The sequence below is a fragment of the Streptomyces sp. NPDC085900 genome (assembly GCF_044540925.1).
Taxonomy (GTDB): Bacteria; Actinomycetota; Actinomycetes; order Streptomycetales; family Streptomycetaceae; genus Streptomyces; species Streptomyces gilvifuscus.
The window spans coordinates 57,048-75,824 of the sequence record NZ_JBITSP010000001.1; the positions used below are offsets into that span (position 1 = coordinate 57,048).

Sequence of the window (18,777 nt, forward strand, 5' to 3'; positions counted from 1 at the left end):
CAAGTGGACATTGCGCACGCAACGGCCTTGACGTTGCTTTGAAAAATCGGAAGGGTAAAGCGTGGCATGCGTATCTCTGGGGCGCATGTGAACCGGGGGGCTTCGTAGCTGTCTCCGTCGATCACGGCCCCGAGCGCCGCCCTACTGACGATCAGCTACTGGGGGTAGCACACATATGACGAAGAAGACGCGGATCCGCGTCGCGCGGATAGCCGCGGGCGCCGTGATCGCCGCGGGTGCCTCGCTGACCGCCGCAGGCGCCGCTTCCGCCCTGGACATCGGTGTCGGCGTCAACGTCGGCACCGACGGCGGCTCCACCGACGGCGGCACCAGCGACGGCGGTGCCACCGTCGGCGTGATCGGTGGTTCCACCGACGGCGGTTCCACCGACGGCGGCTCGACGACCGATGGCGGCGCCACGACCGACGGCGGCACCACGGACGGCGGCTCGACGACGGACGGCGGCACCACGACCGACGGCGGCACCACCGATGGTGGTTCCACCGACGGCGGCGGCACCGTGTCCATCGGCGGCGTCATCGGCGGCGGCGACTCGACCGGCGGCGACAACTCCGGCGGCGGCGACAACTCCGGCGGCGGTGACAACGGCGGCTCCGGCGACAACGGCGGCAGCGGCAACTCCGGCGGCTCCGGTGACAACGGTGGCTCGGGCAACTCGGGCGGCTCCGGCAACTCGGGTGGCAGCGGCAACTCCGGCGGCTCCGGCAACTCGGGTGGCTCCGGTGACTCCGGCTCGACCGGTGGCGGCAGCAGCAGCTCGACGGGCGGCAACGACACCGACCCCAACGGCGGCTCCAACGACTCCACCCAGGAGGAGGGCTCCTCGGCCCTCACCGACACCGGCAGCTCGACCAACACCTCGGCCCAGGGCAGCGGTGGACAGCTCGCCGAGACCGGTGCCGGCCAGACCGCGTTCCTGCTGGTCGGCGCGGCCACGATGATCGCCGGTGGCATCGGCTTCCGCCTGCTGCCGCGCCTCGTGGGCGGCCGTGGCGGTGCGGCCGCCTGACGGTAGCCGTCCGTACGCACACCGTGTGCGACGACGTACGACGAAGGGCCCGGAGCGTGCCTCGCTCCGGGCCCTTCGGGCGTCCTGGCGCCCTTGTACGGCCGTTACGCGGTCTGGTGGGCCAGCAGCGCGACGGTGGCGATGAGCACCGCAAGCAGCGCGATCAGCGCCATGGGGTTCAGACCCGCGAAAAAGTTCTCCTGCTGCAGCCGCTCGCGGTTCGCGCGGCACACGGGGCACCGGCCCTCGCTCACGGGCGCCGCGCAGTTAGCGCACACCAGCCGGTCGTACGTCATGCGCTCGCCCTCCTAGACCAATGGTTTCACCGGAAGAACGCTCGGAGGTCGACGAACGTTCCCTCCTCTACTGTGCCAGGTTCCTCGGAAGGGTGCGCGGGGGTCGCTCTCAATGGGGTGCGTGCTGTTCGTCTCGTCGCCTTCGGGGCACAAAAGACGCATCCGGTACCCAACCCACGCCTGCGCCTGCGGTTGCACACCGGACTCGCGTATGGTCACGCTCATCTACCCCCGGCTACCCGTGGTGCATCCGTGATCCGATTCGACAACGTCTCCAAGGTCTACCCCAAGCAGACCCGCCCCGCACTCAGGGATGTGTCCCTGGAAGTGGAGAAGGGCGAGTTCGTGTTCCTCGTGGGGTCCTCCGGCTCCGGTAAGTCCACCTTCCTGCGGCTGATCCTCCGCGAGGAGCGGTGCAGCCACGGTCAGGTGCACGTCCTGGGCAAGGACCTCGCGCGCCTCTCCAACTGGAAGGTGCCGCAGATGCGGCGCCAGTTGGGGACGGTGTTCCAGGACTTCCGGCTCCTGCCGAACAAGACGGTGGCGGAGAACGTCGCCTTCGCGCAGGAGGTCATCGGCAAGTCGAAGGGCGAGATCCGCAAGTCCGTGCCGCAGGTGCTCGACCTCGTCGGGCTCGGCGGCAAGGAGGACCGGATGCCCGGCGAGCTGTCCGGTGGTGAGCAGCAGCGCGTGGCCATCGCGCGCGCCTTCGTCAACCGGCCCAAGCTGCTCATCGCCGACGAGCCCACCGGCAACCTCGACCCGCAGACCTCCGTCGGCATCATGAAGCTGCTCGACCGGATCAACCGCACCGGTACGACGGTGGTCATGGCCACGCACGACCAGAACATCGTGGACCAGATGCGCAAGCGCGTCATCGAGCTGGAGAAGGGCCGCCTCGTCCGCGACCAGGCCCGCGGCGTCTACGGCTACCAGCACTGACGCACCTGACGACTGTCCACGGAAAGGCCTGAACAACACGCCATGCGCGCCCAGTTCGTACTGTCCGAGATCGGTGTCGGTCTCCGCCGCAACCTGACGATGACGTTCGCCGTCGTCGTCTCCGTCGCCCTGTCCCTGGCGCTCTTCGGTGGGTCGCTCCTGATGAGCGACCAGGTCAACACCATGAAGGGCTACTGGTACGACAAGGTCAACGTCTCGATCTTCCTCTGCAACAAGAGCGACGCGGAGTCGGACCCCAACTGCGCCAAGGGCGCGGTCACCGAGGACCAGAAGAAGTCGATCCTCGCCGACCTGGACAAGATGGACGTCGTCCAGAAGGTGACCTACGAGTCGCAGGACGACGCCTACAAGCACTACAAGCAGCAGTTCGGCGATTCCCCGCTGGCCAGCTCCCTCACGCCGGACCAGATGCAGGAGTCGTACCGGATCAAGCTGAAGGACCCGCAGAAGTACCAGGTCATCGCGACCGCCTTCGACGGGCGGGACGGCGTGCAGTCCGTGCAGGACCAGAAGGGCATCCTCGACAACCTCTTCGGGCTGCTCAACGGCATGAACTGGGCCGCGCGGGCGATCATGGCGCTGATGCTCGTCGTCGCGCTGATGCTGATCGTCAACACCGTGCGGGTGTCCGCGTTCAGCCGACGGCGCGAGACCGGGATCATGCGCCTGGTCGGTGCCTCGGGCTTCTACATCCAGGCGCCGTTCATCATGGAGGCGGCGGTCGCCGGGCTCATCGGTGGAACGGTCGCCTGCGGCTTCCTGGTGATCGCCCGGTACTTCATCATCGACCACGGCCTCGACCTGTCCCACAAGCTGAACCTGATCAACTTCATCGGCTGGGACGCCGTGCTGACCAAGCTGCCGCTGATCCTCGCGACGAGTCTGCTGATGCCCGCGCTGGCGGCGTTCTTCGCGCTGCGCAAGTACCTGAAGGTGTGACGCATGCCAAGAGGGCCGTACGGGCAAGACGCCGTACGGCCCTTCTCGTTGTCCTAGACTCACCGGCATGTCAGGTCGTGACCTGTTCTGCCAGCCCCGCCGCGGCCGCCGCGGGGCCGCCCTGACATTGCTGTTCACCGGCGTCCTCGTCGCCGGCGCGGCGACCGGCTCCTTCCCGGACCTCGACCGGAAATCCGCTGCCGGGCAGGCCCGTTCGGCCGTTCCGGCCGGGCACCACGAGGACGTCACCAGGGCGGCCGAGGAGGCCCTCGCCGACGGCAAGTCCCCCATGGAGGCCGCCGAGCGCGCCGTCAGCCGCAGCGGGGACCGCTGGGGCGCCGTCTACTCCCAGGGCGAGTACGAGGAGTTCCAGGAAGCCCTCGACGGCCAGTACACCGGCGTCGGCCTGTGGGCGCGGCGCGAACGCGACGGCCGGATCGAGGTCACCAAGGTCGCCTCCGGATCCCCCGCGGCCGACGCCGGGATCCACAAGGGCGACCGGCTGCGCAGCATCGACGGCCGGGACGTCGACGGGCAGCCCGTCACCGAGGTCGTCTCCTTACTGCGCGGCGACGCCACCGACGCCCCCGCCGGCACGGCGGTCCGGCTCGGCCTGGAGCGGGGCACGCGCGCGTGGACGCAGACGCTGCGGCGGGCCCGACTGTCCACCGACTCGGTCACCGTCCAGAAGCTCCCCGGCGGCATCACCGTCATCAAGATCGCCGCGTTCACCAAGGGCTCCGGCGACGCCGTGCGCACCGCGGTGCGCCGGGCCGCCGCCGACACCGGCATCATCCTCGACCTGCGCGGCAACTCCGGCGGCCTGGTCACCGAGGCCGTCACCACCGCCTCCGCCTTCCTCGACGGCGGCCTCGTCGCCACCTACGACGTCGACGGCGAGCAGCGCGTCCTGCACGCCGACGCCGGCGGCGACACCACCAGACCCCTGGTGGCGCTCGTCGACGGCGGCACGATGAGCGCGGCCGAGATGCTCACCGGGGCCCTGCAGGACCGCGGCCGGGCGGTCGTCGTGGGCTCCCGCACCTTCGGCAAGGGCTCGGTCCAGATGCCGAGCAGGCTCCCCGGCGGCTCCGTCGCCGAACTGACCGTCGGCCACTACCGCACCCCCTCCGGGCGCAGCGTCGACGACCACGGCATCACCCCCGACCTGGAAGTGGACCAGGCGGACGGGCCGCGCGCCGTCGAGCGGGCGGAGACCGTGCTCAGCGGCCTCGGCGACGCGGATTAAGGACTGGCCCCGGCCCCCCTGCGTAGTGCGAAAATGGACGGCACTATGAGCAAGGGAATGTACGTACCCAAGGAGGCCCAGCCCAAGCAGGGCGCGGGCGCCGGCAAGGCCAAGGACGGCGAGAAGGGCGGCAAGCGCAAGCTGGTCGCCCAGAACAAGAAGGCCCGACACGACTACGCGATCATCGACGTCTACGAGGCCGGGCTCGTCCTGACCGGCACCGAGGTCAAGTCGCTGCGCCAGGGCCGCGCCTCACTGGTCGACGGCTTCGTCCAGATCGACGGGGGTGAGGCGTGGCTGCACAACGCCCACATCCCCGAGTACGCCCAGGGCACCTGGACCAACCACTCCGCGCGCCGCAAGCGCAAGCTGCTGCTGCACCGCGAGGAGATCGACAAGCTGGCCGTCAAGGCGGAGGAGACCGGTCACACCGTCGTGCCGCTCGCCCTGTACTTCAAGGACGGCCGGGCGAAGGCCGAGATCGCGCTGGCGCGAGGCAAGAAGGAGTACGACAAGCGCCAGACCCTGAGGGAGAAGCAGGACCGGCGGGACGCGGACCGCGCGGTCGCGGCGGCCAAGCGCAAGCAGCGGGGCGCCTGACCCCGCGGGAATACGGTGGCATCGGCGTGCGTTGGTCACGTACGATGGGACTGCACCTCACAGCGGGTGCGCGGTTTGAAAACACAACATGGGGATGATCGGTTTCGACAGCGGATGTCGAAGCAGGGGAAGCGTGTCGAGGAAGCGGCCATGATCTCGTAAACCACAGGCCGAAACAAATAATCGCCAATTCCAAGAGCGATTCTCCCGAGCTTTTCGCTCTCGCTGCCTGATCAGGTAGTGATCGAATAGCTCCTTGATGGGAGTGTCAGCCCGGGGGTGTTCCCGACCCGGATCCTGGCATCAGCTAGGGGACTAAACCTTGATCCCGGTCACGGGGTGAAGAGGGAAATCAAACAGTGACTGGGCCCGTCGGCGACTTGTTCGCGTGATCGCCGGGGCCGAGAAAATCGCAGCGAACTGCACACGGAGAAGCCCTGGTTCTGCACCGTTGGACGCGGGTTCGATTCCCGCCATCTCCACTCTCCATGTTGAGGGCCCGGTGGTCTCAGACCACCGGGCCCTCGGTGTGTTTATGGGGTCCGGCTCTATATCGGCGGGTGGTTCACGCTTCTACGGTCCCTCCCCATGACACACACCAGAGCCGCAAGCCGCCTTGTCTGTCTGGCGACCCTGCTGGTCGCCCTGCTCGCCCTGATCCCGTCGGGACAGGCCCGTGCCGCCTCCCTCCAGGAGGTCACCGGTTTCGGGTCGAACCCCGGGGCCCTGCGCATGTTCCGGTACGTCCCCGCGGGGCTGCCCGCCGGCCGCCCGGTGGTCGTCGCCCTGCACGGCTGCACCCAGGACGCCGCCGGGTACGGCTCCGGCAGCGGCTGGATCCAGCTCGCCGACCGGTGGGGCTTCTCCGTGGTGCTGCCGCAGCAGTCCACCGCCAACAACGCCTCCTCCTGCTTCGACTGGTTCCAGACCGGCGACATCGAACGCGGGCAGGGCGAGGCCGCGAGCGTCGCGCAGATGGTGGACCGGCAGCTCGCCGACGCCGGCGGGGACGCCTCGCGCGTGTACGTCACCGGGCTGTCCGCCGGCGGCGCCATGACCGCCGTGATGATGGCGGCCTACCCGGAGAAGTTCGCGGCCGGCGGGGTCGTCGCCGGGCTGCCGTACGGGTGCGCGCAGGCGGCCGGATCGCCGTACGTGTGCATGTACGTCGGCGCCACGCAGACCCCGGCGCAGTGGGGCGACCGGGTGCGCGCCGCCCGGCCCGGGTACTCCGGGCCCTGGCCGACGCTGACCGTCTTCCAGGGCACCGCCGACTACACCGTCAAGCCGGTCAACATGACCGACCTGATGCGGCAGTGGACGAACGTGCACGGCGCCGACCAGACCGCCGACGTCAGTGACACCGTCGCCGGCTATCCCCACCAGGTCTTCAAGGACCCGGCGGGGAACACGGCCGTCGAGACGTACAGCATCACGGGCATGGGACACGGCCAGCCGGTGGACCCCGGCAGCGGCACCGGGCAGTGCGGAGCCGCCGGGGCCTACCTCCTCGACGTGAACCTGTGCGCCGCCTACCGGCTCGGGCAGGCGTGGGGCCTCAGCGCAGGCTGAACGTCGACAGGCGTACGTCCTTGCCGAGGACCAGGTAGACGTCCGCACGGCCCTTCGCCGCGGCCGACAGCCTCGCGGTCACCGTCGTGTACTCGTACGGCGACGCGGTGCCCGCGAAGTGCGCGGTCGCGGCGAGGGGCCCGGTGGGCGAGCCCAGCCGCACCTCGACCGACCCGGCGGAGCTGGCGACGCGCGCGCTGAACACGCCCGCGCCCTTGCCCGGCCGGGTGTCGGCGAACTTCAGCCACGCCCCGTCGGAGGCCGCCGACACCGCCGTACCGCCGGCCTTGGACTCGTCGACGAGGTGGACGGCCGGGGAGTAGTCGTCGAAGTTCTCCGCGCGCGTGACCTTCGACAGGTCGCGGGGCGGGATCGTCTCGCCGTCGACCCGCCAGGCCGTCCGGGCGGGCAGGTCGGCGGACGACGAGCCCACCATGACGTCGTAAGTGCCCTTCTCCACCACCCACTTGGAGCGGGTGACGTCCCAGTGGGCCAGGTCCGACCGCCGCAGCTTCAGCCGCACCGTCCGGGTCTCGCCCGGCTTCAGCGACACCCGCTGGAAGGCCTTCAGCTGCTTCAGCGGCTGCTCGTCGCGGGAGACGCGCTGGTGGACATAGAGCTGCACGACCTCGTCACCGGCCCGGCCGCCCGTGTTGGTGACCGAGACCTCGTAGCCGCCCTTCACCTGCCTCAACCCGCCGTAGCGGAAAGAGGTGTACGACAGCCCGTAGCCGAAGGGGTAGAGCGGCCGGCCGGTGAAGTACTGGTACGTGCGGCCGGACTTGATGATGTCGTAGTCCAGGATGGAGGGCAGGTCGGACTCGGACCGGTACCAGGTCTGCGTGAGCCGGCCCGAGGGGTCGGCGTCGCCGTAGAGGAGGTCGGCCAGGGCGTTTCCGGTCTCCTGGCCGGCGTGGGTGGTCCACAGCAGGGCGGGGACCTGCTTCTGCAGGGAGCCGAGCGTCGTCGGGTAGCTGTTCTCGACGATCACCACCGTGTGGGGGTTGGCCGCGCGGACCGCCTCGACCAGGGACTCCTGCGCGGGCGCCAGGCCCATGTCGGTGCGGTCGTGGGCCTCGCGGCCGTTGATCGACGGGTCGGAGCCGACCACGACGACCGCCGTGTCCCGGCCCTTCACCGCCGCCACCGCGTCGGCGACCCCGCTGCGGACCACGTCCTTGGCGTAGTGCGCGGCCTGGTCCTTCGGCACCAGCCCCAGCGTGCCGTCCGCACCCGTCGGGCCGAGGTAGACCGGGTTGGACCACCAGGACTCCTGGGTCTCGTAGCCGGCGTAGCGCAGCAGGTACGTGCCGTCGTCCTGGGCCTCCAACTTGAACTGCTGCTGCACGTACCAGCCGTTGGGCTGCGTTTGGTCGTTGACGAAGCCGGACCAGTTGTAGCCGACGTATCTTCCGTTGGCGGCCGAGCGCAGGGTGACGATGCCCGAGCCCCAGTCGAACACGTCGAACTGGGCGTCCGTGTCCGCGCTCGTGGCGCTCTCCTTCAGCGCCGCGCCCGCCGCGCCCGCCCCGGCCGTCACGTACTTCCCGGTCGCCGTGTCCTTCAGCGCGATCCGGTCGACGCCCTCGCTGCTCGCCACCGGCGTGCCGAGCTTCGCCTCGATGCCGTCCTTGGGCGTGACGACGTAGGGCAGGGTGCCCGAGTACCAGTCGGTGTGGAGGGTGTCGGCGAGCGGGCCGACCACGGCCACGTCCTTCGCGGACTTCCTCAGCGGCAGGGCACCGCCCTGGTTCTTCAGCAGCACCGCGGCCTCGGTCGCCGCCCGCCTCGCCAGCTTCCGGTGCGCCGGGCTGTCGATGACCGACGCGTCGATGGAGCCGTACTTTCCGCCGCCCGGGTCGAACTCGCCGAGCCGGACGCGGACGCTCAGCACGTCCGCGGCGGCCTTGTCGACGTCCGACTCCTTCAACAGGCCGGTGGAGAGTGCCGACTTGACCGCCGCGGTCGTCGGCCCGGAGTCCCTGTCGTTGTCCGTGAAGCTGTCGATGCCCGCCTTCAGCGCCGCCGCGTCCGCCTCCGCCTGGGTGCCGTAGTACTTCTGGCTGCCGACCAGATTGCCGGGGGCGTAGGCGTCCGTGACGTTGAGCAGCCGCTGGGAGGTCCAGCTGCGGACGGTGTCGTCCAGGGCCGGGTTCACCGTGTTCGGGCGGCCGTTGACGAGGTTGTACGAGGACATCACGCCCGTCGCCGCGTTCGCCTCGACGGCCGGCTTGAAGGCCTGCTCGTCGTACTCCTTCGCCACGCGCGGCCGCAGTTCGGAGGTGGTCGTGTCGCGGTGGACCTCGTTGTTGTTGGCGAGGAAGTGCTTGAGCGTGGGGGCGGTCTTGAGGTGGTCGGGGTCGCCGCCCGTCAGACCCGTGCCGTAGGCCGTCGAGATCGCGCCCGTGAGGTACGGGTCCTCGGAGTAGCCCTCCTCGTTGCGGCCCCAGCGCGGGTCGCGCAGCGGGTTGACCACCGGCGCCCACAGGTTCAGGCCCCAGCCGTCCGGGCGGGTCTGCTGGAAGCCGCGGGCCTCGTCGCCGACCGCCGAGCCGACGTCCCGCATCAGCGCCGGGTCCCAGGTGGAGGCCAGCCCGACGGCCTGCGGGAAGACGGTGGCCTTGCCCAGCCAGGCCACGCCGTGCAGGGCCTCGGTGCCGGTGCGGAAGGACTGGATGCCGAGGCGGGGGATCGCGGGCTCGTACTGGTGGAGCAGGGAGATCTTCTCGTCCAGGGTGAGGCGGCCGAGGAGGTCGGTGACCCGGGCGTCCACGGACAGGCTCGGATCGCGGAAGGGGTAGGGGGTGTCGGCGTGCGCGGGCACGGTGGCGCCGAGCGCGGCGACGAGGGTGAGGGCCAGGGCGTACACGGAACTGTGTCTTCTCTTGCCTGTCATGACGCGGCTCCTTCAGGTAGGGCCTTGCAGACGGGTGCTGAGGTGCGTCAGGTGTTCCTCGGTGCGGTGCTCGCCCGCTCCGTCATCTGTGGCGCGAGCAGCGTCGCCTCCGGTACGGCACTGCCGTCCAGCTTCTTCATCAGCAGTTGCACCGCCCGCTCGCCGAGCTCGGCGGAGGGCAGGGCGACGGAGGTGACGGGCACGCGGACGGACTCGGCGATCTCGTCGGGGCAGATGGCGGTGACGGACAGGTCGCCGGGGACGCGCAGGCCGAGCTGTTCGAAGGCGTCCGTCAGCGGTTCGAGGATCGCCTCGTTGTGGACGACGACCCCGGTCAACGCGGGCTGCTCGCGCAGCAGTTGCTCGGCGACCAGCCGGGCGGCCGCCGGCGTGGCCTCGCAGGGGTGCACGGAGGACGACAGCCCGCCGCGGTCGGCGGCGGCCGTGAACCCCTGGACGACCCGCTGCGCGAACGCGGTCCCGCGCACGTACACCTCCGGCGGCGACCCGACGAGCGCCACCACCCGGTGGCCCAGCCGCGCCAGATGCTCCACGCACGCCTCCCCGGCCGACTTGAAATCGAGGTCGACGCAGGTCAGCCCGGCCGGCTCGGCGGGGAAGCCGATCAGCACGGACGGCCGGTCCAGTGAGCGCAGCAGACCCAGTCGGGGGTCGTGGAGCTGGACGTCCATCACGATCAGCGCGTCCACCAGCGCCGTGTCGGCGACCCGGCGCAGACCGTCCTCTCCCTCCTCCTGGGTCAGCAGCAGCACGTCGTGGTCGTGGCGCCGGGCGGTCGTCACCACCGACACCGCGAACTGCATGACCACCGGCACATGGATGCCGGCCCGTAGGGGCACGACGAGCGCCAGGACGTTGGACCGGCTGCTGGCCAGGGCGCGGGCGCCGGCGTGCGGACGGTAGCCCAGCTCGCGGATGGCCTCCTCGACCCGCTGCCGGGTCTCCTCCGAGATGGGGCGCTTGCCGCTGAGCGCGTAGGAGACGGTGCTGGGGGAGACCCCGGCGTGCCGCGCCACATCGGTGATCTTCACCATCAGCCCAGCTCCAGGGAGAGAAACCCGGTGCCCGCCTGCGCCCGCGCCGTGCGCTCCCCGGCGGTCAGCGCCCACGGCGCCGCCGGATCACTGCACGAGGCCCGCAGCGTGTCCCCCTCGCGTACGACGGTGAAGACGACCTCCCCGACCGGCACCGTCACCCGCGCGCCCCGCCGCAGCCCGAACGCCCGCAGGGTGACCCCGTCGGCGAAGTCGTAGTCGGGCCGGTCGTCGACCGCGCCGACCGGGATCACCGCACCGGGCCTGACCAGCAGCGGCACACTGGAGAAGCCGTGCCGCTCGCGCACCCAGCGCGGCCCGGTCACCGTCCTCCCGCTCAGGAAGTGGGTCCAGGTTCCCTCGGGGACGTAGTACGAGACATCGCCGTCGTCGCTGAACACCGGCGCCACCAGCAGGTCCGGCCCCAGCATGTACTGCCGCTCCAGGTGCGCGCACGCGGGGTCGTCCGGGAACTCCAGCACCATCGCCCGCATCATCGGCACGCCCTCGGCCTGGGCGGTGCGCGCGGCCTCGTACAGGTACGGCATGAGGCTCAGCTTCAGCCGGGTGAACAGCCGGAGCACGTCCACGGACTCCTCGTCGAAGAGCCACGGGACGCGGTAGGAGGAGCTGCCGTGCAGCCGGCTGTGGGAGGACAGCAGTCCGAAGGCCAGCCAGCGCTTGAACAGGGCGGGCGTCGGGGTGCCCTCGAAGCCGCCTATGTCGTGGCTCCAGTAGCCGAAGCCGGACAGGCCGAGCGACAGCCCGCCGCGCAGCGACTCCGCCATCGACTCGTACGTCGCCTCGCAGTCGCCGCCCCAGTGCACCGGGAACTTCTGGCTGCCGGCCGTCGCCGACCGGGCGAAGACGACGGCTTCGCCCTCGCCGCGGTGCTTGCGCAGCACGTCGAAGACCGTGCGGTTGTAGAGGTAGGTGTAGTAGTTGTGCATCCGCTCGGGGTCGGAGCCGTCGGCGTAGGCGACGTCGACGGGCACCCGCTCGCCGAAGTCGGTCTTGAAGCAGTCGACGCCCTGCGCGAGCAGCGCCTCCAGCTTCGCGGCGTACCAGTCGCGGGCCGCCGGGCTGGTGAAGTCGACCAGCGCCATTCCGGGCTGCCACAGGTCCCACTGCCAGACACTGCCGTCGGGCCGCTTCAGCAGGTGGCCGAGCGCCTTGCCCTCCGCGAACAGCGGCGAGCGCTGCGCGATGTAGGGGTTGATCCAGACGCAGATGTGCAGGCCCTTGGCCTTGAGCCGGGCGAGCATGCCCTCGGGGTCGGGGAACACCCGCGGGTCCCACTGGAAGTCGCACCAGTTGAACTCGCGCATCCAGAAGCAGTCGAAGTGGAAGACGGACAGCGGCAGTTCGCGCTCCCGCATGCCCTCGATGAACGAGGTCACCGTCTCCTCGTCGTACGACGTCGTGAAGGACGTCGACAGCCACAGGCCGAACGACCAGGCGGGCGGCAGGGCGGGGCGGCCGGTGAGGGCGGTGTACTTGCGCAGGACGTCCTTGGGCGTGGGGCCGTAGATGACGTAGTACGTCAGCTGCTGGGTCTCCGCGCTGAACTGCACCCGGGACACCGCCTCCGAGCCCACCTCGAAGGAGACCCTGCCCGGGTGGTCGACGAAGACGCCGTAGCCCGCGTCGGTGAGGTAGAACGGGACGTTCTTGTAGGCCTGTTCGGTGGCCGTGCCGCCGTCGGCGTTCCAGATGTCGACGACCTGGCCGTTCTTGACCAGCGGCCCGAAGCGCTCGCCGAGGCCGTACACGGAGGTGCCGACGGTCAGGTTGAGCTGTTCGCGCAGGTAGTGGGCGCCGGTGGCGGTGTCCCGCATGATGCCCATGTTCTTGGGGCCGCTGGTGGTGAGCGTCCGGCCGTCGGCGAGGAAGTCCACGTGCCACGGGCCGGTGCGGGCCACCCGGACCGAGAGCGCGCCGGAGGTCAGCGTCGCGTGCTCCTCGTCGTACTCCGTGTGGACCGCGAAGTCCTGCCTGCCCAGCTCGAACTGCGGGCCGCGGGGCTGCTCGCCCTCGAAGTGCGTGAAGGTGACGCCGATGACGTCGGGCATCGGGGCGTGCGCGCTGATCGTCACGACCGGTCCCTTCAGCAGGTCGCCGCGGTGGCGGATGGGCTGGGTCGGCGCGTGGATGTCCAGCGCGCCCTCGGCGGCTGTGACGTCGAGGACCTCGACCGGGTGGGCCGCGGTGACGCCCTCGCGCAGCAGCCAGTAGCCGTCGGTGAACTTCATGTGGGGGGTCCTTACTTCACGGCTCCCACGGCGATGCCGCGGGTGAGCGTCCGCTGGAAGACGAGGAAGAAGACGATGGCGGGCAGCACGCCGAGCAGGGCCGCCGCGTTGGTCATGGTGGCGTCCATCAGGCGCTGGCCCTGCAGCACGCCGAGGGCCACCGACACCGTCTGGTTGTCGTTGGAGATCAGCATGACCAGGGGGAGCAGGAACTCGTTCCAGGTCCAGATGAAGAAGAAGACCAGGAGCACGCCGATGGTGGGCCGGCTGACCGGGACGACGATCCGCCACAGCACCTGCCACTTGTTCGCGCCGTCGATCCGGGCCGCCTCGATGATCTCGCGGGGGAACTGGCCCAGGACGGAGGAGAGCAGATACGTGCCGAAGGCCGCCTGGATCACCGTGAACACGATGATCACGCTCAGCCTGGTGTCGTAGAGCCCGACCTGCTTGCTCAGGTAGTAGACGGGGTAGACCAGCGCTTCCTGCGGGAGCATGTTGGCGAGCACGAAGAACGCCAGCACCCAGGTGCGGCCCTTGATCCGGCCGATGCCGATCGCGTAGGCGTTGAGCACCGACAGGGCCGCCGCCAGCACCGCCACCGAGCCGCTGATCAGCACGGAGTTGAACAGCTTCTGGCCGTAGTCGACCCGCTCCCAGAAGTCCTTCAGGCCGGTGGTGTAGAGGCCCTTCGGGAGGCTGAGCGGGCCGTTCTGCGAGTACTCGGTCGGTGACTTGACCGCGTTGACCGCGACGATCAGGAACGGCACGACCATGAAGAGGGCCGCGATGCACAGGGCGATCAGCACCGGGTAGCGGCGCAGGGCTGTCGTCATGCGCGGTCCCCTTCCTCGCTGCGGGTCTGGAGCTTCAGCAGGCCCAGGGAGAGCGCCAGGATGATCACCGTGAGGATGGTGGAGATCGCGGCGCCGTAGCCGACCTGCGTCTTCTCGAAGAAGGTGGTGAAGGAGAAGTACGACGGCACGTCGGTCGCGCCGCCGGGCCCGCCCTTGGTCAGCACGTACACCGCGCCGAACACCTTGAGCGCGGCGATCGTGCACCAGGTCAGCACGACGTAGATCTCCGGCCGGATCTGCGGCAGCGTGACGTGCCAGAAGCGCCGCCACCAGCCGGCCCCGTCCAGCTCGGCCGCCTCGTGCAACTGCGGGTCCACGCGCTGCAGTCCGGCCATGAAGACGACCAGCGGGAAGCCGATCTGGACCCAGACCATGACCCCCATGACGCTGTACAGCGCGATGTCGGGATCGCCGAGCCAGTCCTGCTGCCAGCTGCCGAGCCCGACGGCCTTCAGCAGCTCGTTGAGGGAGCCGTTGTCGGGCGCGAGGATCCAGCTCCACACGATGCCCGCGACCGCGATCGGCAGCACCTGCGGAAGGTAGAAGCAGGCACGCAGGACGGCGGCGACCTTGCTGCCGAAGTGCTTGCCTATGTAGTCGAACAGGGCGGCGGCCAGGACGAGTCCGATCACCGTCGGCACGGCGGCCATGGCGACGACCATGAACAGGCTGTGCCGGAAGGACGCCCAGAACTCCGAGTCGTCCAGCAGGTCACGGTAGTTGGCGAGGCCGGTCCACTTCGGGGTGCCGATGCCCTGCCACTCGGTGAAGCTCACGCCCGTGTTCATCAGGAACGGGACGATGATGATCGCCGTGAAGGCGAGGAAGCCGGGCAGCAGGAACAGGGCGTAGGAGTCGCGGGTACGGGGGCGGCGCGGCCCGGCGTGCGGCTGCCCGCCGCCGGTCCGCGCACCCCGTTCGACGGTGACCGTCATTGCTGCGGCACGCCCTTGTCGTAGGCCTGCTGGAGGTTCGACAGATAGGCGTCCGGCTTCTCACTGCCCGTGATCAGCTTCTGCGTCTCGGAGACGAGGACGTCGTAGAAGCCGTTGACCGGCCAGTCCGGGTAGAAGGCGAGGCCGTCCCGCTTGCTGACGGTGTTGAAGTCGGAGATCAGCTCCTTGGACTTGGGGTCGGTGATGGCCGAGGTGTCGGCCGCCACCGGGACACCGCCCTTGTTGCCCAGGATGTTCTGGATCTTCTTCGACATGGTGATGTCGATGAAGTCGTAGGCGAGCTCCTTGTTCTTGGCGTTCTTGGGGACCACCCAGAGGTTGCCGCCCGAGCCCAGGGTCAGGTCCGACCCGGGCCACAGCCCGCTGTCCCAGTCGAACTTGGCCTCCGACTGGAAGCGGCCGTACCACCAGCTGCCGGAGAACAGGATCGGCGCCTTGCCCTGGATCCAGGACACTCCGGCGTCCTCGGCCTTGGTGCTGGTCGACTTCTTGCTGATGTAGCCCTTCTTCACCCAGTCGGCGAAGGTGGTGGCCGCGTACGTCCAGGCCGGGTCGTGGAAGTCGTTCTTGCCCTTGTACAGCTCGTACTTGTCGACCCAGGAGCGGTCGGCCTTGGACAGGGCGAGCTGGTAGAGGTACTGCTGGGCCATGTACTCGGCGCCGGCGTTCGCGAGCGGGGTGACGCCCTTGGCGACGAACTCGTCCATGGCGGCCGTGAGCTCGTCGAACGTCTTCGGCTCGGCGATCTTGTACTTCTTGAACAGGTCCTTGTTGTAGTAGACCATCGTGTACTCGGCGTAGTTGGGCACGCCGTACCACTTGCCGGAGCCCATGACGCCTTCGGCGTCGTACTTGCTGGTCGTGGCCACGCCCGGGCTGAGCGTCTTGTCCCAGCCGCGCTTGGTGACCTCCGCCGACAGATCGGTCAGCAGGCCCTGTTTCGACAGCTGGCCCGCGGTCGCGTTGCCCTTGTTGTACTCCATGAGGTCGGGCGCGTCCGAGGAGTTGAGGATCATGGGCGCCGTCTTCTGGATCTGTTCGAAGCCCTTCTCCTCGAACTTCACCTTCACGCCCGGGTGCTTCGCCTCGAACTCCTTGATCGCCTCGTTCCAGGCGGCGCCCATCGCGCTGTCGGCGCCCTCGTAGTGCCAGAGCTTGAGCGTCTTGCCGTCCGCGGACCCGCCACCGTCCGAGCCGCCGCAGGCGGTCACGAGCAGCGACCCTCCCAGGACCGCCGCCGCGACCGTCATCACACGCCTTCGTGTCGTCAACATCCCGTGCCTCCGCAGGAGTCGGATGGGTATCGGGACGTCACGCGGCGAACGGGCCATCGTCGAATCGATTCGATGCGTGACGTCGAAGCGCTTCGACGGGGGACCGTATGTGGGCGCTGTGGGCGCGTCAATGCATTTGACGGGAATCGCTGTCCGGAGAAGTCGCCGGCTGGTGGAACAGGGAGATCATCAGCGTCACGGCCGCGGCGGTCACCGGCACCCCGAACCCGGCCGTCGCCGTCATGTGGTCCACGGTCCAGCCGCCGATCGCCGAGCCGCAGGCGATGCCGCCGAGCAGACCCGTGACGGCGAGGGTCATGCCCTCGTTGAGACGCCCCTCCGGGGTGAGCTGCTGGACCAGCGTCATCGTCGTGACCATCGTCGGGGCGGTCGCCATGCCGGCGACGAGGAGGGCGAGCGCGAGGAGCGGCAGCGAACCGGCCAGGGTCGCGGTGAGCAGGGGCAGGGTGAGCAGGCCCGTCATCGCGGCGATGCACCAGGGGAGCCGCTCGGAGGCGGGCCCCCTGGTCCTGAGGGTCCCGAACAGCAGCCCCGCCGCGCACGATCCGGCCGCCTGCAGCGCCAGCACGACCCCCGCCGCCGAACGGTGCCCCTGCGCGTCCGCGAACGCGATGGTGACGACCTCCATGGAGCCGAACACCGCCCCCATGGCGAGGCAGACGGTGAGCAGCGCGGGCATGCCCGGAGCCCGGAACGGGGGCGCGCTGTGCGCCGGCCGGCCCGCGGGCGGCTCGGTCGAACGCTGGGCGGCGAACAGCAGCACGCCGGTGAGCAGCAGCAAGGCTCCCACCAGGGTGCCCGCCTCCGGGAAGAACGTTCCGCACAGGAAGGCCGCGAGGACCGGGCCCAGCATGAAACACGCCTCGTCGGCGGCCTGCTCGAAGGAGTTCGCGGTGTGCAGGGCCCGTTCGTCGCCCCGCAGCAGATGGGCCCAGCGGGCGCGGGACATGCCGCCGGTGTTGGGGGTGGTGGCGGTGGCGGCGTAGGAGGCGAACAGGGTCCAGGCCGGGGCGTCGTAGCGGACGCACAGCAGGAGCGCGAGGGAGCCGAGGACGGCGACGGCGGTCGCGGGTACGGCGACCCGTGCCTGCCCGTGCCGGTCGACGAGCCGCGCGATCCACGGGGCGACCAGGGCGGTCGCCGCGAGGCCGGTCGCGGTGACGGCGCCGGCGAGGGCGTACGAGCCGCGCGAACCGGCGATCATCACCACCGCGCTCACGCTGAACATGCCCATCGGCAGACGGGCCAGGAGGTTGGGGAGGGTGAAGGCGCGGGCGCCGGGGGTGGACAGGAGGCGGCGGTAGGGACCGGGCGTTCCCGTACGGGAGGTGAAGTCGACGGCGACGATGGTGTCGGCGGTGACGGTGAACATGGGAGGCCTGCGGGACTCGGACTGCGGCATGGGCACTACGGTCGCCCGTGGACGATCAAGGGGTCCAACACCTGCTTCGCACTGATTCACGCACCTGTGTTGTGAGTCGCTGTTGTAGGTTCACCGGATGCCAGCCCCCGGACCTGTCGGCCACCGCCACCTCGACCCCCGACTCCTCCGCGCGTTCGTCACGGTCGCCGACGAGCTGCACTTCACCCGGGCCGCCGCCCGGCTCTACGTCGCCCAGCAGGCACTCAGCCGTGATGTACGGCGGCTGGAGAGGGAGTTGGGGGCCGAGCTGTTCGTGCGCTCCACCCGGCAGGTGACCCTCACCTCCGACGGCGAGCGACTGCTGCCGTACGCCCGCCGCGTGCTGGCGGCGCAGGACGAGTTGCTGGACGCCTTCGGACAGGCCCGCCCCCTGTTGGTCGACCTCAACTACCGGGACGCGGTCACCGCACGCCGCGTCCTGCACCGGGCCCGCGAACTCGCCCCCGAGCACGAGCTGATGGCACGGTACGAGAGCGGGCTGACCGGCGCGGCGGCGGAACTGCTGGCCGGCCGGCTGGACGCGTCGTTCGGACGGTACGCGGGCCTGGACCCGGCACTCCGCGGCCGACTGGACCACCAGCTCGTCCGCCACGAGCCGATGGCGGTCGTCCTGCCCGACGACCACCACCTGGCCTGTCTGGACGCGGTGCCGCTGGCCGCGCTGGCGGGCGAGACCGTGTACGCGGGCGCCGGAAACCCCCGTACCCCCGAGTGGACGGACCTCGCGCGCCGCCTGTTCGACGGCCGCGGCATCGAGATCGCGCCACCCGCGCCGCTGGCCGTCGGCGACGAGGAGTTCGAACGGATCATGGCCAAGATGCGGCACCCGATCCTCGCGGTGACCGACTTCCCGCCCATGCCACGGACGGTACTGCGCCCCCTGGTCGACCCGGTCCCGCTGTCCCCCGTGTCCCTGGTCTGGCGAAGGGGCATGACCCACCCCGCACTCGACGCGCTCCGCCGCGCGGCGGCGGAACTGTCGGCGGGGGAGGGGTGGCTGAGGGTGCCGGAGGGGGGATGGGTCCCGGACGCCGACGCGTGACGGCCTCCGGCCCTGACGTTGGATCACTGGTTCGGGTGAGCCCGCCGTCGTCCCCCTGGGCACGCTGAAGCGACAGGCGAGAGTCCGTCCCAGGGGAGCACCGATGAGCGCCGCATCCGACGACGGGCCGGCCGACGAAACCCGCGTACCGCTGGCTCGATTCGGCCACCCAGGCCTGGCCTGCGGCCTCACCGGCATCTTCCACGAGCGGCTCAAGGTCTCCGTCCCCTGCGACATCGAGATCGACCTCACGGCCGTCGACCGCCGGGGCCGCTGACTCACAGTGCGCCGGTCGGCTCGGGGGAGGCGTTCGTAACGTACCGGCGCAGTACCTCTCATCCCGCCCCGGTCC

General features: G+C 70.1%; 16 protein-coding genes and 1 other RNA gene. 9 read left to right on the plus strand and 8 right to left on the minus strand.

Annotated features, from left to right (window positions below):
• Positions 1–175 precede the first annotated feature (175 nt).
• Positions 176–1,030, plus strand: coding sequence for a hypothetical protein (locus ACIGDI_RS00210; RefSeq protein WP_399888310.1), 855 nt, complete (start codon positions 176–178; stop codon positions 1,028–1,030).
• Between the two features lie 104 nt (positions 1,031–1,134).
• On the opposite strand, the gene ACIGDI_RS00215 is transcribed toward ACIGDI_RS00210, so the two are convergent.
• Entirely contained in the window at positions 1,135–1,326 is a 192-nt protein-coding gene (locus ACIGDI_RS00215; RefSeq protein ID WP_058928376.1) for a hypothetical protein, read from the minus strand.
• Positions 1,327–1,578: 252 nt separating this feature from the next.
• On the opposite strand from ACIGDI_RS00215, the gene ftsE reads away from it, so the two are divergent.
• The 6 genes from ftsE to ACIGDI_RS00245 all read left to right on the plus strand — a co-directional run bounded on the left by ftsE (position 1,579) and on the right by ACIGDI_RS00245 (position 6,649).
• Complete coding sequence (gene ftsE, locus ACIGDI_RS00220) at positions 1,579–2,268, plus strand: cell division ATP-binding protein FtsE (protein ID WP_030943440.1); 690 nt, start codon at positions 1,579–1,581, stop codon at positions 2,266–2,268.
• A 42-nt stretch (positions 2,269–2,310) separates the two neighbouring features.
• Positions 2,311–3,228 carry a permease-like cell division protein FtsX gene (ftsX, locus tag ACIGDI_RS00225; protein WP_200703127.1) on the plus strand — a complete coding sequence of 306 codons (918 nt, stop codon included), beginning with the start codon at positions 2,311–2,313 and terminating at the stop codon, positions 3,226–3,228.
• Positions 3,229–3,295: 67 nt separating this feature from the next.
• Positions 3,296–4,477 carry a S41 family peptidase gene (locus tag ACIGDI_RS00230; RefSeq protein WP_399888316.1) on the plus strand — a complete coding sequence of 394 codons (1,182 nt, stop codon included), beginning with the start codon at positions 3,296–3,298 and terminating at the stop codon, positions 4,475–4,477.
• Between the two features lie 45 nt (positions 4,478–4,522).
• A complete protein-coding gene (gene smpB, locus ACIGDI_RS00235; protein ID WP_200703125.1) occupies positions 4,523–5,077 on the plus strand; it encodes an SsrA-binding protein SmpB in 555 nt (184 codons plus the stop codon).
• A 90-nt stretch (positions 5,078–5,167) separates the two neighbouring features.
• Positions 5,168–5,562, plus strand: a transfer-messenger RNA (tmRNA) gene (ssrA, locus tag ACIGDI_RS00240).
• Positions 5,563–5,665: 103 nt separating this feature from the next.
• On the plus strand, positions 5,666–6,649 hold the full coding sequence (locus tag ACIGDI_RS00245) for an alpha/beta hydrolase family esterase (protein WP_399888320.1): 984 nt from the start codon (positions 5,666–5,668) through the stop codon (positions 6,647–6,649).
• On the opposite strand, the gene ACIGDI_RS00250 is transcribed toward ACIGDI_RS00245, so the two are convergent.
• From ACIGDI_RS00250 to ACIGDI_RS00280, 7 genes are all read right to left on the minus strand, one after another.
• Positions 6,636–9,545: a glycoside hydrolase family 3 C-terminal domain-containing protein gene (locus tag ACIGDI_RS00250; protein WP_399888323.1), complete on the minus strand. Its 2,910-nt coding sequence runs from the start codon at positions 9,543–9,545 to the stop codon at positions 6,636–6,638. The genes ACIGDI_RS00245 and ACIGDI_RS00250 overlap by 14 nt on opposite strands.
• A gap of 47 nt (positions 9,546–9,592) precedes the next feature.
• The gene (locus tag ACIGDI_RS00255) at positions 9,593–10,600 is read right to left on the minus strand and encodes a LacI family DNA-binding transcriptional regulator (RefSeq protein WP_399888326.1); all 1,008 of its coding nucleotides are present in this window, start codon (positions 10,598–10,600) and stop codon (positions 9,593–9,595) included.
• Positions 10,600–12,852, minus strand: a complete 2,253-nt coding sequence (gene yicI, locus ACIGDI_RS00260) for an alpha-xylosidase (protein ID WP_399888329.1) — start codon at positions 12,850–12,852, stop codon at positions 10,600–10,602. Before yicI ends, ACIGDI_RS00255 begins: the two co-directional genes overlap by 1 nt.
• 11 nt (positions 12,853–12,863) lie before the next feature.
• Positions 12,864–13,688, minus strand: a complete 825-nt coding sequence (locus ACIGDI_RS00265) for a carbohydrate ABC transporter permease (protein ID WP_142152291.1) — start codon at positions 13,686–13,688, stop codon at positions 12,864–12,866.
• Positions 13,685–14,644 (minus strand): carbohydrate ABC transporter permease, encoded by a 960-nt coding sequence (locus tag ACIGDI_RS00270; RefSeq protein ID WP_399888333.1) that lies wholly within the window; start codon positions 14,642–14,644, stop codon positions 13,685–13,687. The genes ACIGDI_RS00265 and ACIGDI_RS00270 overlap by 4 nt, the downstream gene beginning before the upstream one ends.
• On the minus strand, positions 14,641–15,939 hold the full coding sequence (locus ACIGDI_RS00275; protein ID WP_399888336.1) for an ABC transporter substrate-binding protein: 1,299 nt from the start codon (positions 15,937–15,939) through the stop codon (positions 14,641–14,643). The genes ACIGDI_RS00270 and ACIGDI_RS00275 overlap by 4 nt, the downstream gene beginning before the upstream one ends.
• Positions 15,940–16,066: 127 nt before the next feature.
• Positions 16,067–17,362, minus strand: coding sequence for an MFS transporter (locus ACIGDI_RS00280; protein WP_399888339.1), 1,296 nt, complete (start codon positions 17,360–17,362; stop codon positions 16,067–16,069).
• A gap of 97 nt (positions 17,363–17,459) precedes the next feature.
• Between ACIGDI_RS00280 and ACIGDI_RS00285 the strand changes: the two genes are divergently transcribed.
• Together ACIGDI_RS00285 and ACIGDI_RS00290 are read left to right on the plus strand one after the other, a co-directional pair.
• Positions 17,460–18,425, plus strand: coding sequence for a LysR family transcriptional regulator (locus ACIGDI_RS00285; protein WP_399888342.1), 966 nt, complete (start codon positions 17,460–17,462; stop codon positions 18,423–18,425).
• A 103-nt stretch (positions 18,426–18,528) separates the two neighbouring features.
• On the plus strand, positions 18,529–18,702 hold the full coding sequence (locus ACIGDI_RS00290; protein ID WP_399888345.1) for a hypothetical protein: 174 nt from the start codon (positions 18,529–18,531) through the stop codon (positions 18,700–18,702).
• Positions 18,703–18,777: the final 75 nt, after the last annotated feature.

Bases quoted from the DNA above. Each gene is read 5' to 3' on its own strand.
- ACIGDI_RS00210 (WP_399888310.1), top strand. From the start codon at position 176: ATGACGAAGAAGACGCGGATCCGCGTCGCGCGGATAGCCGCGGGCGCC.
- ACIGDI_RS00215 (WP_058928376.1), bottom strand. From the start codon at position 1,326: ATGACGTACGACCGGCTGGTGTGCGCTAACTGCGCGGCGCCCGTGAGC.
- ftsX (WP_200703127.1), top strand. From the start codon at position 2,311: ATGCGCGCCCAGTTCGTACTGTCCGAGATCGGTGTCGGTCTCCGCCGC.
- ACIGDI_RS00230 (WP_399888316.1), top strand. From the start codon at position 3,296: ATGTCAGGTCGTGACCTGTTCTGCCAGCCCCGCCGCGGCCGCCGCGGG.
- smpB (WP_200703125.1), top strand. From the start codon at position 4,523: ATGAGCAAGGGAATGTACGTACCCAAGGAGGCCCAGCCCAAGCAGGGC.
- ACIGDI_RS00245 (WP_399888320.1), top strand. From the start codon at position 5,666: ATGACACACACCAGAGCCGCAAGCCGCCTTGTCTGTCTGGCGACCCTG.
- ACIGDI_RS00250 (WP_399888323.1), bottom strand. From the start codon at position 9,545: ATGACAGGCAAGAGAAGACACAGTTCCGTGTACGCCCTGGCCCTCACC.
- ACIGDI_RS00255 (WP_399888326.1), bottom strand. From the start codon at position 10,600: ATGGTGAAGATCACCGATGTGGCGCGGCACGCCGGGGTCTCCCCCAGC.
- yicI (WP_399888329.1), bottom strand. From the start codon at position 12,852: ATGAAGTTCACCGACGGCTACTGGCTGCTGCGCGAGGGCGTCACCGCG.
- ACIGDI_RS00265 (WP_142152291.1), bottom strand. From the start codon at position 13,688: ATGACGACAGCCCTGCGCCGCTACCCGGTGCTGATCGCCCTGTGCATC.
- ACIGDI_RS00270 (WP_399888333.1), bottom strand. From the start codon at position 14,644: ATGACGGTCACCGTCGAACGGGGTGCGCGGACCGGCGGCGGGCAGCCG.
- ACIGDI_RS00275 (WP_399888336.1), bottom strand. From the start codon at position 15,939: ATGTTGACGACACGAAGGCGTGTGATGACGGTCGCGGCGGCGGTCCTG.
- ACIGDI_RS00280 (WP_399888339.1), bottom strand. From the start codon at position 17,362: ATGCCGCAGTCCGAGTCCCGCAGGCCTCCCATGTTCACCGTCACCGCC.
- ACIGDI_RS00285 (WP_399888342.1), top strand. From the start codon at position 17,460: ATGCCAGCCCCCGGACCTGTCGGCCACCGCCACCTCGACCCCCGACTC.
- ACIGDI_RS00290 (WP_399888345.1), top strand. From the start codon at position 18,529: ATGAGCGCCGCATCCGACGACGGGCCGGCCGACGAAACCCGCGTACCG.